A 16231-nucleotide genomic window follows, 5' to 3' on the forward strand; every position below is an offset into this window, starting at 1 on the left:
ATAACTGCTTTTTCGGACAAGCTGACATAATGCCGCTCCTCCAATCATAAGCTGGAACAAATGAAAGGAGCGAGCCTATATGATCAAGCAACATATCCATCAAAATCGAATGACACTGTCTGGAAAAGCAGGCGAAATAAAAAAAACACTTCATGCGCTGCTGCAGGATGACGGCGGCAAGGCGACCGTTACACAATATCTATCGGGTCGCACAAGCCGTAAAAAAAGCTAGCCGTCTGGCTGCAGCCAGCCATAAAGTGCCTGTTTGTTTTTGACGAAGCTCAATCGTTAAGCTTTAAATTGAGCCGATTGCTTCATAAGCTCAACGACAAGCTCTGCCGTTTTCACCAAATTTTCCACCTTAATCTGCTCGTTGGTTGTATGGATATGCTCATAGCCAACCGCGAGATTGACCGTTGGTACGCCCAAGCCGTTAAAGATATTCGCGTCGCTGCCGCCTCCAGAATGGAAGGTGCGTGGTGTAGCGCCAATTGCAGTGATGGCGCGGCTGGCCAGCTTGACAACGTCGCTGTCATCGGTATGGCAGTACGCCGGATACACAATATTGCTTTTAAAATTTGAGGTTGCGCCAAATTTAGCTGTCGTTTCCTCCACTGCTTGCCTCATATGGGCAACTTGAGCGTCCAGCTTTTCCTGCTTAATGCTGCGCGCTTCTGCAACAAGCTTGACATAGTCGCACACGATATTCGTTGGGCCGCCACCTTCAAAGCGCCCAATATTCGCTGTCGTTTCCTCATCAATTCGCCCCAGCTTCATTGCACTGATCGCTTTGGCGGCAACCTGAATCGCACTGATGCCTTTTTCCGGGCTGACGCCGGCATGAGCTGATTTCCCGAAAACTTCAATGACGATATGCGCTTGTGTTGGAGCCGCTACAGCAATATCTCCGATGTCTCCATTAGAATCCAGCGCATAGCCGTATGTAGCCTCCAGCATGGCGGGATCGATGGCGCGTGCGCCAAGCAAGCCTGACTCCTCGCCGACCGTAATGACTACCTGCACGCGAGCATGCGGGCTGGCGCTTTCCTTAACGACCTGAATCGCTTCAAGCAGCGCTGCGATTCCCGCCTTGTCGTCGCTTCCCAAAATCGTAGTCCCATCTGATCGAATGTAGCCGTCCTCGTCCAGCTGCGGCTTTATGCCGTTGCCAGGCGTAACAGTATCCATATGACATGTAAATAAAATCGTCGGCTGCTCCACAGCATCCGCACTCGCTTCCAGCACCGCAAATAAGTTGTTCGCGCCATGGCCGGTAATTTCCTTCGCATTATCCTCGGTAACCGTTAACCCCAGCTCCTGCAAACGCTGCTTCAGCAGCTTGCTAATTTCCGCTTCATTGCCTGACTCGCTGTCGACCTGAACAAGTTCGAAAAATTGTTGAACTAATCGTTTTTCTTGTACCATTTTGTTTCCTCCATTCCACAATTTCGTATACAATAGAAATTGTAATGTTCAATTCCATCCAATTTGAAAGGAGAATGTACAACTATGCGTCAGCAAAAACTAATAAAAATCGTTGCTATTATCGTCGCAGCAGCACTTCTCATCACTACATTATTTGCAGGTATCGGCTCCATCTTCATGTAAGACGGGGCCTGCCTAGGCAAAATTAAAGCGTTGTTTGAATAGCGGCGCAATCTGTGCCGCAGCTTCCTCCACAGTCATATTCATTTTCGTTATATCGTTAAATGAAGTGACGCCATACTCTTGTATCCCGCATGGGACAATTCCGCTAAAGCCTTCAGCGGCAATACCCGACTTAATGTTGAGCGCAAAGCCATGGCTCGTAATAAATCCGCGTCTTTGCTTCGCTTTATTGAATTTCACACCGATCGCCGCGATCTTTTCATCACCCACCCATACGCCAGTATATGCCGGTTTTCTGCCGCCTTCTATCCCGTATTGCGCCAGCCAGTCGATAATGACCGCTTCAAGCTTGCGCAAATAGCCATGCAAATCGAGGCCTGCTGCATCAAGATAAATAAGCGGGTAGCCAACTAACTGCCCTGGACCATGATAAGTAATGTCACCGCCGCGATCAATATTATACACGGATATGCCTCGCTTTTTGAGCGTCTCTTCATCCAGCAGCAAATGCTCGGGATGGCGATCCGAGCCGAGCGTATAGGTCGGTGAATGCTGAAGAAGGAGCAGCGTTTCCGCACGCTCCCCCTTGTCGATTTCCTGCACATATGCTTTTTGCAAATCCCATGCTTCTTTATAGTCAAGCATACCGATATAACGAGCGTCCAACATGTTGCGTGTAGTGCTTGCTTTCGCTTCTGTCATGATTGTATACTCCTTTGTTTCAACAATACCTTTATTATATCAGTATATGGAGCTTTCCAGATTAAAGCTTTCCAAATTTTCCTTCACGCGCTGCAAAAACCGTCCGCAAATGACGCCGTCAAGAATGCGATGATCAAGCGATAAACAAATATTAGCCATCGAACGCACAGCAATCATATCATTGATAACAACCGGCTTCTTCACAATCGACTCAAATGTCAAAATCGCAGCCTGCGGGTAGTTAATAATCGGGTAAGATAAAATCGAGCCAAATGAGCCCGTATTGTTTACCGTAAAGGTTCCGCCCTGCATGTCAGACAGCGTCAGCTTGCCTTCGCGCGTTTTGCGCGCCAGCTCCTCGATTTCCTTGGCGATGCCCGCAACATTTTTATGGTCAGCGTTTTTAATAACTGGCGTCATCACCGAATCCTCTGTGCCGACTGCCAGCGAAATGTTAATGTCGCGCTTCACAATAATTTTGTCAACTGCCCAAACTGAGTTCATAATCGGGAAATCGCGAATCGCATTGACGACCGATTTAATCAGGAAAGCCAAATAGGTTAAGTTAACGCCCTCGCGATTTTTAAATTCGTCCTTGTATTTGTTGCGCAGCAGTACGAGATTGGTGACATCGACCTCGATCATCGTCCATGCGTGCGGAATTTCGCTAACGCTTTGCCGCATATTGCGTGCAATCGTATTGCGTACCGGCGTTACATCAATATAGGTTTCGCCGCGTCCCTGCACGTAGGCATCATCGATTTCAATCTTCGGTATGCGCGGCATTTCCGACAAATGGATGCCGCTAGAGCGTACCTGCATCGAAGCATTGTCCTGCATATCCTCAGGCTTGCGAACCTCCTGTGCTCCAGATGCAACAAATGCAAGCACATCCTTGCGCGTAATTCTGCCGCCCATGCCTGTTCCTTGAACCTGATCCAGCGAGATGCCATGCTGCGCAGCCAGCGTCTGCACTGCTGGCGAATAACGGTTGCGCATGGAAGCAGCTTCCGAGGCTTGCGGCTGCACAGCTCGCGGCGCAGCCTGAGAATCGCCTGCACCTGCTGCATATGTAGATCTTACTTCAGCAGCACTCGCAGCATTGACAGAAGCTGAGCTGGCAGAAGCAGCACTGGCAGAAGCAGCATTGGCAGATTCAGCACCTGCACCTGCCGGCGCGTCAGTTTTCACTTCCTCTTCGCCGCCTTCAGCTTCAATAATGCAGATCGCCGTCCCTACAGGCACATCCTCGCCCGCTCCAACCAATATTTTCGTCAGCTTGCCTGCCACTGTAGACGGAATTTCTGCGTTAACTTTGTCTGTATTGACCTCACAGATAGGCTCGTAGACATCAACCCATTCTCCGGGCTGCTTCAGCCAGCGGTCAATCGTCGCAGACACCTGAGATTCAGCCAGCTGCGGCAATTTAATTTCAGTTATAACACTCATTTTCGTTCAACTCCTTACAGGATAGGCAGGATTAAAACTCAGCTAGCTGCTTCATGGCTGCCTTAACCTTTTCTGTATTCAGCAAGAAAAACTTCTCGCCTGGAGGATTGATTGGCATCGCCGGCACATCAGGACCGCACAGGCGCATAATCGGCGCATCCAGCTCAAACAGCAGCTCTTCGGCAATAATCGCCGCTACCTCAGCGCCAACGCCGCCCGTCTTATTGTCTTCATGGACAATAAGCACCTTGCCTGTACGTCTGACCGCCTCTATAATTGCTGGCTTGTCGAGCGGCTGGATCGTACGCAGATCGAGAATATGCGTGCTAATTCCTTCCTCCGCCAGCTCCTCAGCTGCTTGCTCGACAAAGCGCAGCGGCAGACTGTAGCCAATAACAGTAATATCGTCGCCTTCGCGCAGCACATTAGCCTTGCCGATTTCTACAATGTAATCATCTTCAGGCACTTCGCCGCTTACGAGACGATAGCTTTTTTTGTTTTCAAAATAAAGGACAGGATCCTCGTCGCGAATTGCCGCCTTCAACAAGCCCTTGGCATCGTATGGACGATACGGCGCCACAATTTTCAAGCCAGGCGTACCAAAAAATACAGACTCTGGACATTGCGAATGATACAAGCCGCCAAACACGCCGCCGCCAATCGGGGCACGAATTACGACAGGGCAATTCCAGTCATTATTGGAGCGGTAACGAATTTTCGCCGCTTCGCTTATAATCTGGTTCGTCGCCGGGAACATAAAATCAGAATACTGCATTTCCGCTATCGGACGCATGCCGTACATTGCCGCACCAATCGCAACGCCTGCAATTGCCGATTCAGACAATGGCGTATCCATCGCCCTTAATTCGCCGAACTGCTCATACAGGCCTTTCGTTGTTGTAAACACGCCGCCCTTGACGCCAACATCCTCTCCAAGCACAAACACATTATCGTCGCGTTCCATTTCTTCCCTCATCGCTGAAGTAATGGCATCTATATAGTTCATCGTTGGCATTATCGGTTCGCCTCCTTGCGATCATCAGCATACACATGGTCAAGCACTGATTCAGGCGTAGGGAATGGCGCTTTTTCAGCGTAGCTGCTGGCATCATCGAGCTGGCGCTTGATTTCCTCGCGCAGCTGCTGCTCCAGTTCCTCGTTCCATAGACCAAGCTCCTGCAAATACAGCTTGAATCTTGGCAGCCCATCCATCGCTTTGTAATGATCAACCTCTTCCTTCGTACGGTACGCCAAATCGTTATCGGATGTGGAATGAGGTGAAATTCGGTACATCATCGCCTCAATCAAGGTCGGGCCATCGCCGCGAATCGCACGCTCGCGCGCCTCCTTAATGACGCGATACACCTCCAGTGCATCGTTGCCATCGACACGCTCGCCATGAAAGCCATAGCCAAGCGCGCGATCTGCTATTTTACCCGCTACCTGCTTATGTACAGGAACCGAGATTGCGTATTGATTGTTCTCGCACATCAAAATGACAGGAAGCTTATGCACGCCAGCAAAGTTGCAGCCCTCATGAAAATCTCCCTGATTGCTTGAGCCCTCGCCAAATGTAACGAAGCTGACAAAGCTTTTTTGCTTCATTTTTGCCGCGAGTGCAAAGCCTACTGCATGAGGAACCTGAGTTGTAACCGGACTGGAGCCCGTTACAATTCTAAGCCGCTTGCTGCCGAAATGTCCTGGCATTTGTCTGCCGCCGCTGTTCGGGTCCTCCGCTTTGGCAAAAGCAGATAAAAACAGTTCGCGCAAGGTCATGCCAACCGAAAGCACAAAGCCATAGTCACGATAGTAAGGAAGAAAATAATCATTGTTTCGATCAAGCGCGAAGGCAGCAGCAACCTGTGCAACCTCTTGGCCGATTCCAGACACGTGAAAGTTGATTTTACCTGCTCGCTGCATTAACATCATTCGCTCATCATACATTCTTGCTGTGAGCATTTGCGTATACATCGCAACCAAGGTTTCATCGTTCAAACCCAATCGCTGATGTTTTTCCTGCTGACCTGTCGAAGACAATAGAGACATATTATCTTCCTCCTCTTCTAACAAATTAAAACCTGGTACTAATACCACGTCATAGTTCTATTATACTCCTATGATCCACAAATTAATATGTGACATTTATAATGAAATTGAACGGCCATCCACGCCAAGCATCGCCTCAGCAATTGCTTCCGATAGCGCCGGATGCGGATGAACCATTGCTCCGACCTCCCAAGGCGCGGCATTAAGCCAGCCTGACAGCGCCGCTTCGGAAATGAGCTCCGTGGCATGCTCGCCGATAATATGTACGCCCAATATATCATCCGTTGCTTTATCGGCAATTACTTTCACAAATCCTTCTGTATGCCCTGAAACGACCGCCTTGCCAACTGCGGCAAACGGCACCTTTGCTTTTTTCAATTCATAGCCTGCCGCGATCGCTGCCGCCTCCGTGTAGCCGTATGAGGCAATTTCCGGAAAAGAATAGATGCAGCGCGGAATTTGATGATGTGCGACTGGAATGACGGACTTGCCGCAAATATGATCAGCAGCAATAATGCCTTCATGCGCCGCCGCATGAGCAAGCTGAACGCCGCCGATGACATCGCCAATCGCATAAATATGCGGCTCGGAGGTTTGACCAAAATCATTAACTGCTATCACGCCATTCTTTATGCGAACATCGGTGTTTTCCAGCCCGATATCGTCGCAATTGGCAATCCGTCCGATCGAAACCAGCATCTGGCTGCTTTCCAGCACAACCTTGCCTTCAGCGGTTTGCGCCGAAATGGTAAAGCCTTGATCTGTTGCAACGAAGCTGTCCACCTCAAGCTGCACGCTCGTCAAGACGCGAATGCCGCGCTTCGTAAGCTGGCGCGTCATTTCCAATGATATTTCCGCATCCTCGCCTGGCAGCAGTCTTGCTCCAAGCTCGACGATTGTCACCTTGACGCCAAAATCATGCAGCAGCGAAGCCCATTCCACACCGATTACGCCGCCGCCAACAATCAACATGCTGTCAGGCAGCTTGTCCAGCTCCAACGCATGATCACTGCTTAAAATACGAATGCCATCAGGCTCCAAGCCAGCAATATTGCGCGGTCTTGAGCCTGTAGCGATAATAAGCTGCTGGCCAACAACCGATTCCATATCTCCATTTTCCAGCTCTACAGCGAGCGCTCCGCTGCGCGGTGAAAAAATAGAAGGACCGATAACCCGCGCCTTTCCTTTAATCATCTGAATGCCATTGCGCTTCATTAACCCTTGCAGCCCTTTGTATAGCTGCGTTACCTTATCCTGCTTGACACGCTGCACCGAGCTGAATTGAAAGCCGCTTACATCCGCTTGCAGCTCCACCCCGTAGTCGGCAGCGGTTAAAATGGTGCGATAAACCTCTGCGCTCCTTAGCAGCGCCTTGCTCGGAATACAGCCGCGGTGCAGACATGTCCCGCCTACCTTGTCCATTTCCACAATCGCTACTGATTTGCCTTGCTGCGCAGCTCGGATTGCCGCTGTATATCCGCCAGGGCCCCCGCCCAAAATTGCAACATCAACCTGAATCGCCATCCTAAAACCCTCCATCATATAAGAGATCATACAAATTCAAATACAATAAAGATCATGAACCATTTCCTTATTGTACCTCTTTTTGCTCCATCACGCACATTTCTAGTATAGTATTAAAAAGGCTAGCTTTTTATGGTACGATAGTGTCAATTGATGGAGAATTGAATTAATGATAAGAAGGAGCTCGTCCATGAAATTAATTACTCAACGACTAATTGCCATTTTGCTGCTCGTCATTCCTGGCATTGTCGCCTGCTTCGGCTTCCTTAAAATGAAGGATTCGTTATTTCTATATTGGAGCTCATTTGGAGATGATGCTGTAAGGTCCAGCTTTGAATGGGGCAAATTTTTACTAGGTCTGATTATGTTTGCTGCTGGCGCAGGCTTTATCGCCGGCTGGACCTTTTACCGGGACCGCAAGCGCAACTACGTTGCTCCGCGATTTAAGGAGAAGCGCAATAAACCGCCTAAACCAACAAGAGCAAAGCAGCAATAATTTACATCCTTTTGACGTCAATTTAATGTCCTTTTAACAATCCGCCTCTATACTGAGCATAAGCTTAAAGGAGGAGGGAATAAAATGATCGTTTATGATGTCATTGTAAATGGACAAAAGATTGATACATTGCGACCGATGACTTCGCGCTTGAAGGAATTGCGACAGTTTATCGAGCAGCAATTTTCATTGCTGGAAGAAAAATACGGTTCCGATGTTCATCTGTCGAGACGCTTCGAATATTAATCTCGAAGCGTCTTTTATTTTGCAATAAAAAATAACCCCACAAAGTGGGGCTTGAAGTTCCAATGCAATGCAATGCAATGCAATTGAGCCGGTATTCAGGCTTGTCCATAGTTTTCATCGCAAAACTGCGCAACCATTGCAAGCTCGTCGTCTTCCATTTCAATGTCTATATATTTGCCTGTGTCGGCTGTTAAAAATTCATATTTTACGATGCGGCCCGCTCCGTTCTCCACTGCATAAATAACGCGCAGCTTAACGCCTGCCTCATGATGCAGCTCATCATCTTCCTCTACCTCAAGATCAATTAAAAATTCAAAACGCTCACCGCTTAAAATTTTGAATGGATCAGCAACCGTCTCAACCGTATATTCCTTAATTGTAAACATTCAGTCTCTCCTTCTTAAACTAAAATGACAGTATTCGTATTATAGCACTGCCAACGCCACATTGCTATGAGCGTGTACGAAATATATACCGCTGCTGCACCCAATAGCTAAAAAGAAATAGTAGGGCCTCCACAGCGAGCTTGGCAGGTACGAACGGCACAAGTTGCCAAGCAGTCAGCACATAAAGCAGAGCGTAGTTGCACAATACGTTAAGAATGACCAGACTAAAGTATTTCCATACAGAGGAATATAGCGAGCTTTTCTTGCCCTGCAAAAAAACAAGCTGACGATTTAAGGTGAAATTGCATAACGAGCTGATCGCACGCGCAATCATTACCGAAATCAATAGCTGATCCGTGTGCGTATACAGCACCAGCAGCACGACAAAGTCGAGTAAAAAGCTGATTAGCGAAGCAGCCGCAAATTTCAAAATAGGCCAATAGACAAGCAATGAATCCTTTATTGGACGAAAATGTGAGGATTTATTATGCTCCAGATAGATCGTTTCAATCGTGACCTCCACCATTTCGACGCCCTGCTCGGCAGCCTGCATAAGCATGCGCATTTCATATTCAAAACGATCGCCTTTAATGCTGCACAGCCATGGCAGCAGCGAGGCTGAGCAAGCGCGCAGTCCGGTTTGCGTATCGTTGATCGCAATACCCGTAACATAACGATAAATGGCAGCCGTAAACAGGTTGCCAAAGCGGCTGCGAAACGGCACAGCCCCGACAAACACTCTTGTGCCAAGCACAATTTGTTTTGGCGCGCTAACCGCCGCTGCCACTGCCATAATATCATGCAGCGCATGTTGGCCATCGCAATCGGCGCATACAATGACACCATCATATTGGCGCTGCAGCAGCTCTTGAAATGCGGTTTTAAGTGCAGCGCCTTTTCCCTGATTGAGCGTATGCGTTAAAATGGTACAGCCCTGTGCGGCCAAAGCAGCGAATATATGCCGATAGTCTTCTCCGCTGCCATCGTCGACGATCAACAGCTCCTCATGCGGAAGCTGTTTCAGCCGCGTACACAGCTCGATTAGCCGGTCATCCGGTTCATATGCCGGGATAATTACAATCATCGCCTACTCCCCCTCTGCTGCAGATTGACCGATAAAAATAATATCGCTAACCTCGCGCTCCTTTTGCTTACCGAGCGGGTTATTGACTACACTGTCCATAAATACCAGCGTAGACGAGCCGCCTCCGTCCAAATTATAGGCAAGCTGCGCACCCAGCTGTTCAAACAGCTGAGCAAATTCATTCAGCGTCATGCCGCGACTATAGCCCTCTTTGCGCCCATCCACGACAACCCATACATAATGGTTTGGCGCAATATATCCGAAGCCTGTGCGCGGGTTCGCATTCTGAATAGAACGGTTGCCAAAATTCGTATCAATCATGACATGATCGAAATCCGTATTAGCAACTCCGTTCTCGACTAGCACAGGGCCAAATGAAAAGGTATGCACAGCGCCGTCAGCGATCAGCTGCTCGCCGCTTACCTTTGTTTCATCGTAGCTTTGAACAGTGCCATCCTTATAAATAGCCATGCCTGTGCGAGCACCTTTATCGCGCAGCAAAAGTCCGTTGCGAATGACGATGCCGTCGCTGCGAAAGCCATAGTAATCGCCGTTAATTGCCAGTATCGCAGCGTGATCAGCAGCAATCGCCGAGGTGTAATCAACAATGTTGCGGCCAAATTGGTTATGGGCAAGCGCCGTCTGCAAATAAGCGGCGTCACTGAGCTCCACATCAGCAACATAATAGGTAATGCGATCGTCCCCGCTCCCTTGCTCATGCTGGCTAATTTGAATCTGGATATGCTCATCCTGATAGCTCCAGTCATCGTATTCGGCCTGCTCCTGCTGCGATTGATTGATCGGATTCTCTTCGTTCGACTGGTCTGAATCATTTTGCTGTGCCTGCTGTTGCTGATCAAGATCCAGCTCGACCTGCGGAATAAGATAGCGCTTGGCTAATCCGTACAAAATAATGCCGATCAGCAGCACCAGCAAGCAGGCGATATAGATCCACTTGCGCTTCATATAACCTCGTCCTCCCTTGCTAAGCTGCAGCGGCAGGTCATTTCTACTGCTGCAAGCTCCCTTTTCTGTCATTTGCGATATGCTTAGCTTAGGGCATGTTGCTGAAGAGCAGCTTATGACAAGCTGAAAGTTTGTTGAAAGTAGTGCATAACGAAAACGATTGCTGCGGCAATACAAAAAAAGACTTGCTCAAAAAGTCAGTAAAACTGACAATCTGAACAAGCCCTCATATTAAGCTCGATTATTTAGCCGAGCCTGCAGCCTGCACAAATTGCGCAAACAGCTTTTGACTCGCCTCGTCATGCTCGTATGAAAATTCGGGATGCCATTGAACAGCCAATAAATAGCGATACCCCGGGTGCTCAATCGCTTCAATAATCCCATCGCTTGCCCGCGCCATCACCTGACAGCCGGGAGCAAGACTGCGAATCGCCTGATGATGATAGCTGTTCACCTTCAGCTTATCTATGCCTAGCAGGCGATACAAGCTGCTGCGGCGCTCCAGCTTAACCTCATGCGCCGGGATATGGTACGGCGGCTTTTGCGCATGGACAAGCTCGGAAGGAAATTCGCTTGGCAAATCCTGATATAATGTCCCGCCCAGCAATGCATTGAACAATTGAATGCCGCGACAAATGCCGAGCATTGGCAAATCAAGCGCATGTCCCAGCTGAAACAGCCGCTTTTCCATCTCATCCCGCTCTGAAATAATTGTGCCGCAGGCCGGGGTCGCCTCCTGCCCATACAGCTCCGGGTTAATATCATGTCCTCCTGTAAACAGCAGGCCGTCGAGCCCTGTCGCCAGCTGCTCCAATATTGCTGAATTGCTCGTTAATGGAAGCATAATCGGAATCCCGCCCGCTTCCTCTATCGCCTTCATATAGCCAGGCAGCATCCAGTAGCTGAACTTAAATTCATCCACAAGCGGCAGAACCCCTATAATCGGTTTCCTCATTCGCTTTGCCTCCAATCTCCTACCATCAAATCTATTTTCTTTTCATTGTAGTAAATGAACGGCTCAGGCTGAATACACTTCATTCATGAAGATTTACACTACTTGCACAATTTCAGTACAACTATATTTGTTTTAATAGTAAAATAGTTAAGAACAAACGAACGGTAGCATTGAACTTTAGAGAAAGGAATTGAACATGAAGCATATTTTTCAATATTTGCGACCGCATTGGGTGGCCGCCTTGCTTGCTCCACTGCTTATGGTCATTGAGGTTGCGATGGACCTGCTGCAGCCGATGCTGATGGCCAGCATTATTGATGAAGGAATTGTTGCCGGAGATCAGTCGCACATTATCAGCTCTGGCTTAATGATGATAGGAGCTGCACTGATTGGCTTGATCGGCGGAGTAGGCTGCACAATTTTCGCTTCGATCGCATCCATGCGCTTCGGTGCCGATTTGCGCAGTGACCTTTTTGGCAAGGTGCAGGCATTTTCCTTCCGCAATATGGACACGCTGGAGTCCGGCTCGATTATTACACGATTGACGAACGATGTTGTACAGCTGCAAAACATGGTGCAAATGCTGCTGCGCGTGCTTGTACGCTCTCCGCTTCTGTTAGTGGGCAGCTTAATTATGGCGGTATATATCAGCTTGAAGTTGTCGGTTATTATCGCCATTGCCGTTCCGCTGCTATTTATCGTAATGGCGCTCATTATTAAAGCAACGATGCCGCTGTTTTCCAAGGTCCAGGGCAGGCTCGACCGCATGAATACGGTGTTGCAGGAAAATTTGACTGGAATTCGCGCAGCCAAAGCATTTGTCCGTCAGCAGTATGAAGAGGAGCGCTTTGGGCAAGCAAACGAAAGCTTTACCGATTACAGCATTAAGGCGCAGACGCTGATTGCGCTTAACGGTCCGCTGCTGTCCATCATTTTAAACGTCAGCATCGTCGCTGTGCTGCTGCTGGGCGGCCGCGACGTTATTAACGGCTCATTTGAGATCGGCTTGCTCGTCGCATATATCAACTATGTGACACAGCTTTTGTTTGCAATTTCGGCGGTAGCCAATCATTTGGTGCGATTAAGCGCTGCTAAGGTGAGCAGCGACCGCATTGTCGAGGTGCTGCGCACAAGCTCCGAGATCGAGGATGCGGGAAGCGTCGAGGAGGCTATTGCAGGGCATCTTGAATTCCGCAATGTGTCGTTTCGCTATGAGGAGCAATCAACCGCCTATCAGCTGCAGCATATTAGCTTTTCGATCAACGCCGGGCAAAAGCTGGCGATTATCGGCGCCACAGGCTCAGGAAAATCAACCTTGATTTCCTTAATTCCAAGACTCTATGAAGCCACTGAGGGCGAGCTTTATATCGATCATCGGCCAGTGACAAGCTACTCTTTGGCAGCTTTGCGCTCGCAAATTGGCTATGTGCTGCAGGAAAGCATTCTGTTTACGGGCACGATAGCGGAAAATATCGCGCTGGCCAAGCCTGATGCGACAGAGGAGGAAATTATCGCTGCAGCCCGCGCCGCTCAGGCAGATGAATTTATTGCACGCTTTCCGCAAGGCTATCATACAACGCTCGGACAGCGCGGCGTCAATCTGTCAGGCGGTCAGAAGCAGCGGATTGCAATCGCTCGCGCGCTGCTAGCCAAGCCTAAGCTGCTTATCCTCGATGACAGCACCAGTGCAATTGATATGCGAACCGAAGCCTGCATTCAACAAGGCATTGCCAAGCTGATGAAGCATAGCACCGTTATTATCGTAGCGCAAAAAATAAGCTCGGTGCTTGACGCCGATCACATCCTGCTGCTTGATCAAGGAAAAATTGCAGCGCAAGGCACCCATCAAGAGCTGCTTGCTCAATCGGCGGAATATCGGGAAATTTATCAGTCTCAGCTTGGCAGCGAGGAGGCTAGCTATGTCTAATAAAACTTCTGCTCCCCCGGATTTCAGCATGCGCGGCAATACGGCGCAGGCTAATCGAATGGAAAAAGCGAAGCCTGTCAATAGCTGGAGCACGATCAAAAGACTGTGGCATTATTTAAGCTATTACAAGCGCGGCATCGTTGCCGTGATCAGCTTTACCATTATTGCAACACTGCTTAATCTTGTTACACCTTATTTGCTAGGACTGTCGATTGATATGTTTATTATGAAGGGCGACTGGCATGGTCTGATGAAGCTCGCTGCATTGCTGCTCCTACTGTATGGCGGGGCGTCATGGTTTACGTGGCTGCAGCAAAAGGTAATGGTCAAGGTAGCGCAGCTGGCGGTTCAGCGCATGCGTACAACGCTGTTTGCAGCGATGCAGCGCCTGCCGGTTTCATTTTTTGACCGCCGGACGCATGGCGAGCTGATGAGCCGCACGACCAATGATATTGAAAATGTATCCGCCAGCCTTAATCAAAGCACAACGGGCATCATTTCCAGCATTATATCGTTAGTTGGATCGGTCGCATTCATGCTTTATATGAATGTGTGGCTGACGCTTCTATGTATGGTAACGATACCTCTGGTCATGCTGTTCACGAAATACGTTGCTTCCTTTACGAGAAAGCATTTCTCGGAGCAGCAGAAGCAGCTTGGCGAGCTGAACGGCTTTATTGAAGAAACAATTGCCGGTCAGAAGGCCATTCAGCTGGCGCAGCGCGAGCAGTACGCTGCCAGACAGTTCGCCGATAAAAATAAACGCCTTACCTCAGCCAGTATTAAAGCTCAAATCTATGCCGGGCTTGTTGGCCCTGTAATGAATGTGCTCAATCATACGAGCTTCACCATTATCGCAGCAGTTGGCGGCTGGATGGCGTTCCAGGAATGGACCTCAGTCGGCGTCATCGTCGCCTTCATTAATTATTCCAAGCAGTTTCAGCGGCCAATCAATGAGCTGGCCAATCAGTTCAACATGATTCAATCGGGTATTGCAGGAGCGGAGCGTGTCTTCGAAGTAATCGACACAGAGGATGAATATGGAACAGAAGCGGAAGCGAACACGCAGCGGATAACTGGCGATGTAACCTTCGAGCATGTCTCGTTTGGCTATAACGAGCATACGACGATTTTGAAGGACATTAATTTGCACGCCAAGGCTGGACAGACAATCGCGCTTGTCGGACCGACAGGCGCTGGAAAAACGACGATCATTAATATGCTGACTCGCTTCTATGACATTCAGTCCGGCTGTATATTGATTGACGGCATGCCGCTGCAGCAATTCAATAAGGACCAGCTGCGCTCACAGCTTGGCATTGTGCTGCAGGATGCGCATCTGTTTTCCAGCACAATCTATGAAAACATTCGCTACGGCAGGCTGAACGCAACGAAGCAAGAAATTATTGAAGCGGCTCAAGCAGCCAATGCGCATCGCTTTATTGTCGAGCTGCCTCAGCAGTATGAGACGGTACTTGCAGCGGAAGGCAGCAATCTTAGCCAAGGGCAGCGCCAGCTTATTACAATTGCGCGCGCCTTGCTGGCTGATCCTGCTATTCTTATTCTCGATGAAGCGACGAGCAATATCGACACAAGAACGGAAATGCATATTCAGCAAGCGATGGCCAAGCTGCTGCAGGGCAGAACGAGCTTTGTCATTGCCCATCGGCTTAGCACGATCCGCGAGGCTGATCAGATTCTATTTATAGATCAAGGACAAATTATTGAGCGCGGTACGCATGAGCAGCTGCTTGCTGCTAAAGGACGCTACTACGAGCTGTACAGCAGCCAGTTTAAGCGGGCTTCCGCGCAATAAGCTAAGTTTGGCTTGCCATAAGAGCGGTGTCAGCCATATAAACATGCAAAAACGGGATAGCGCCAATCTACGACGCCGATCCCGTTTTTTTATGCCCGAACATTATTTTTCCTGCTCCACCTGCTGCTTGAGCGCTTCAATATATGCCTCTGCCAAAATAGACAGCGTCACATTGCGATGGGCGATCCAGCCAATTTCCAAATGATCGTCGATCTCCAGCGGTACAGGAATAATTTCATTGCCGTTTAGATCCTTGCTGAGCACGCCTGACGAAATGGTGTAGCCGTTGACGCCGATCAACAGATTAAACAGTGTAGCCCGATCGTTAACCTTGATGCTTTTCGGCCGGGATACGGTGCTTTGAATTTCCTCTGAAAAGTAAAAGGAATTGTATTCCCCCTGCTCAAACGACAAATACGGATATTCCTCCAAATCCTGCATCGTGACGGAGGTGCGCTTGGCAAGCGGGTTGTATATGCTAATAAAGACATGCGGCGTGGCGACAAACAGCGTATGAAATTCAAGATTCGCATCGCGCAGCAGCTTGGATATGACCTTGCGGTTGAAATCATTTAGAAACAAGATGCCGATCTCGCTTCGCATCGTTCTAACATCCTCGATAATTTCATACGTTTTCGTTTCTCTTAGCGCAAGCTCGTATTTTTGCTGACCATGCTCTTTCACAAGCTGTACAAAGGCATTTACTGCAAATGCATAATGCTGGGTCGAGACGGAAAAATGCTGCGGCGACGGTGCGGCATTCAAATATTTCATCTCCAGCAGCTCCGCCTGCTCGACAACCTGGCGCGCATAGCTTAAAAATTCCACACCTTCCTGCGTCAACGTAATCCCTTTGTTGGTCCGCTCAAAGATCGTAATGGATAGCTCCTTCTCCAGCTCCTTGATTGCGTTGGACAGGCTCGGCTGAGAAATAAACAGGTGCCGTGCCGCTTCATTCATCGATCCATGCTTGTTCACCTCGAGCACGTATTTCAATTGCTGTAAAGTCATGCTCCGCCCTCCACT

At 49.0% G+C, this 16231-nt stretch carries 16 protein-coding genes; 5 read left to right on the forward strand and 11 right to left on the reverse strand.

Going from position 1 to position 16231, the window contains the following annotated elements:
- Positions 1-79 precede the first annotated feature (79 nt).
- Complete coding sequence (gene mciZ / locus KJS52_RS04260) at positions 80-232, forward strand: Z-ring formation inhibitor MciZ (RefSeq protein WP_213513433.1); 153 nt, start codon at positions 80-82, stop codon at positions 230-232.
- Between the two features lie 56 nt (positions 233-288).
- On the opposite strand, the gene KJS52_RS04265 is transcribed toward mciZ, so the two are convergent.
- The 6 genes from KJS52_RS04265 to lpdA form a co-directional block, all read right to left on the reverse strand.
- Positions 289-1425 carry a M20/M25/M40 family metallo-hydrolase gene (locus tag KJS52_RS04265; protein WP_213513434.1) on the reverse strand — a complete coding sequence of 379 codons (1137 nt, stop codon included), beginning with the start codon at positions 1423-1425 and terminating at the stop codon, positions 289-291.
- A gap of 195 nt (positions 1426-1620) precedes the next feature.
- The gene (gene lipB, locus KJS52_RS04270; protein WP_213513436.1) at positions 1621-2310 is read right to left on the reverse strand and encodes a lipoyl(octanoyl) transferase LipB; all 690 of its coding nucleotides are present in this window, start codon (positions 2308-2310) and stop codon (positions 1621-1623) included.
- A 39-nt stretch (positions 2311-2349) separates the two neighbouring features.
- Positions 2350-3759 carry a dihydrolipoamide acetyltransferase family protein gene (locus KJS52_RS04275; RefSeq protein ID WP_213513438.1) on the reverse strand — a complete coding sequence of 470 codons (1410 nt, stop codon included), beginning with the start codon at positions 3757-3759 and terminating at the stop codon, positions 2350-2352.
- 31 nt (positions 3760-3790) lie between these two features.
- Complete coding sequence (locus KJS52_RS04280) at positions 3791-4774, reverse strand: alpha-ketoacid dehydrogenase subunit beta (RefSeq protein WP_213513445.1); 984 nt, start codon at positions 4772-4774, stop codon at positions 3791-3793.
- Positions 4774-5805, reverse strand: coding sequence for a thiamine pyrophosphate-dependent dehydrogenase E1 component subunit alpha (locus KJS52_RS04285; protein ID WP_213513447.1), 1032 nt, complete (start codon positions 5803-5805; stop codon positions 4774-4776). Before KJS52_RS04285 ends, KJS52_RS04280 begins: the two co-directional genes overlap by 1 nt.
- 96 nt (positions 5806-5901) lie before the next feature.
- Positions 5902-7329, reverse strand: coding sequence for a dihydrolipoyl dehydrogenase (gene lpdA, locus KJS52_RS04290; RefSeq protein WP_213513449.1), 1428 nt, complete (start codon positions 7327-7329; stop codon positions 5902-5904).
- Between the two features lie 190 nt (positions 7330-7519).
- Between lpdA and KJS52_RS04295 the strand changes: the two genes are divergently transcribed.
- Together KJS52_RS04295 and KJS52_RS04300 are read left to right on the forward strand one after the other, a co-directional pair.
- The gene (locus KJS52_RS04295) at positions 7520-7825 is read left to right on the forward strand and encodes a DUF2627 domain-containing protein (RefSeq protein ID WP_213513451.1); all 306 of its coding nucleotides are present in this window, start codon (positions 7520-7522) and stop codon (positions 7823-7825) included.
- 84 nt (positions 7826-7909) lie between these two features.
- Positions 7910-8071, forward strand: coding sequence for a hypothetical protein (locus KJS52_RS04300; protein WP_213513453.1), 162 nt, complete (start codon positions 7910-7912; stop codon positions 8069-8071).
- Positions 8072-8166: 95 nt separating this feature from the next.
- Here KJS52_RS04300 and KJS52_RS04305 read toward each other — a convergent pair whose 3' ends face one another.
- From KJS52_RS04305 to KJS52_RS04320, 4 genes are all read right to left on the reverse strand, one after another.
- Positions 8167-8457, reverse strand: a complete 291-nt coding sequence (locus KJS52_RS04305) for a DUF6509 family protein (protein ID WP_213513455.1) — start codon at positions 8455-8457, stop codon at positions 8167-8169.
- Positions 8458-8521: 64 nt separating this feature from the next.
- Entirely contained in the window at positions 8522-9541 is a 1020-nt protein-coding gene (locus tag KJS52_RS04310; RefSeq protein ID WP_213513458.1) for a bifunctional glycosyltransferase family 2/GtrA family protein, read from the reverse strand.
- A gap of 3 nt (positions 9542-9544) precedes the next feature.
- Entirely contained in the window at positions 9545-10507 is a 963-nt protein-coding gene (locus tag KJS52_RS04315; protein WP_213513459.1) for a phosphodiester glycosidase family protein, read from the reverse strand.
- A gap of 241 nt (positions 10508-10748) precedes the next feature.
- The gene (locus KJS52_RS04320; protein ID WP_213513460.1) at positions 10749-11462 is read right to left on the reverse strand and encodes a gamma-glutamyl-gamma-aminobutyrate hydrolase family protein; all 714 of its coding nucleotides are present in this window, start codon (positions 11460-11462) and stop codon (positions 10749-10751) included.
- 196 nt (positions 11463-11658) lie between these two features.
- On the opposite strand from KJS52_RS04320, the gene KJS52_RS04325 reads away from it, so the two are divergent.
- Together KJS52_RS04325 and KJS52_RS04330 are read left to right on the forward strand one after the other, a co-directional pair.
- Positions 11659-13389, forward strand: coding sequence for an ABC transporter ATP-binding protein (locus KJS52_RS04325; RefSeq protein WP_213513461.1), 1731 nt, complete (start codon positions 11659-11661; stop codon positions 13387-13389).
- Positions 13382-15205 (forward strand): ABC transporter ATP-binding protein, encoded by a 1824-nt coding sequence (locus tag KJS52_RS04330; RefSeq protein ID WP_213513462.1) that lies wholly within the window; start codon positions 13382-13384, stop codon positions 15203-15205. Before KJS52_RS04325 ends, KJS52_RS04330 begins: the two co-directional genes overlap by 8 nt.
- A gap of 102 nt (positions 15206-15307) precedes the next feature.
- Here KJS52_RS04330 and KJS52_RS04335 read toward each other — a convergent pair whose 3' ends face one another.
- Positions 15308-16216 (reverse strand): LysR family transcriptional regulator, encoded by a 909-nt coding sequence (locus KJS52_RS04335; RefSeq protein WP_213513463.1) that lies wholly within the window; start codon positions 16214-16216, stop codon positions 15308-15310.
- Positions 16217-16231: the final 15 nt, after the last annotated feature.

The sequence above is a fragment of the Paenibacillus montaniterrae genome (assembly GCF_018403185.1).
In the GTDB taxonomy this organism is placed as follows: Bacteria; Bacillota; Bacilli; order Paenibacillales; family Paenibacillaceae; genus Pristimantibacillus; species Pristimantibacillus montaniterrae.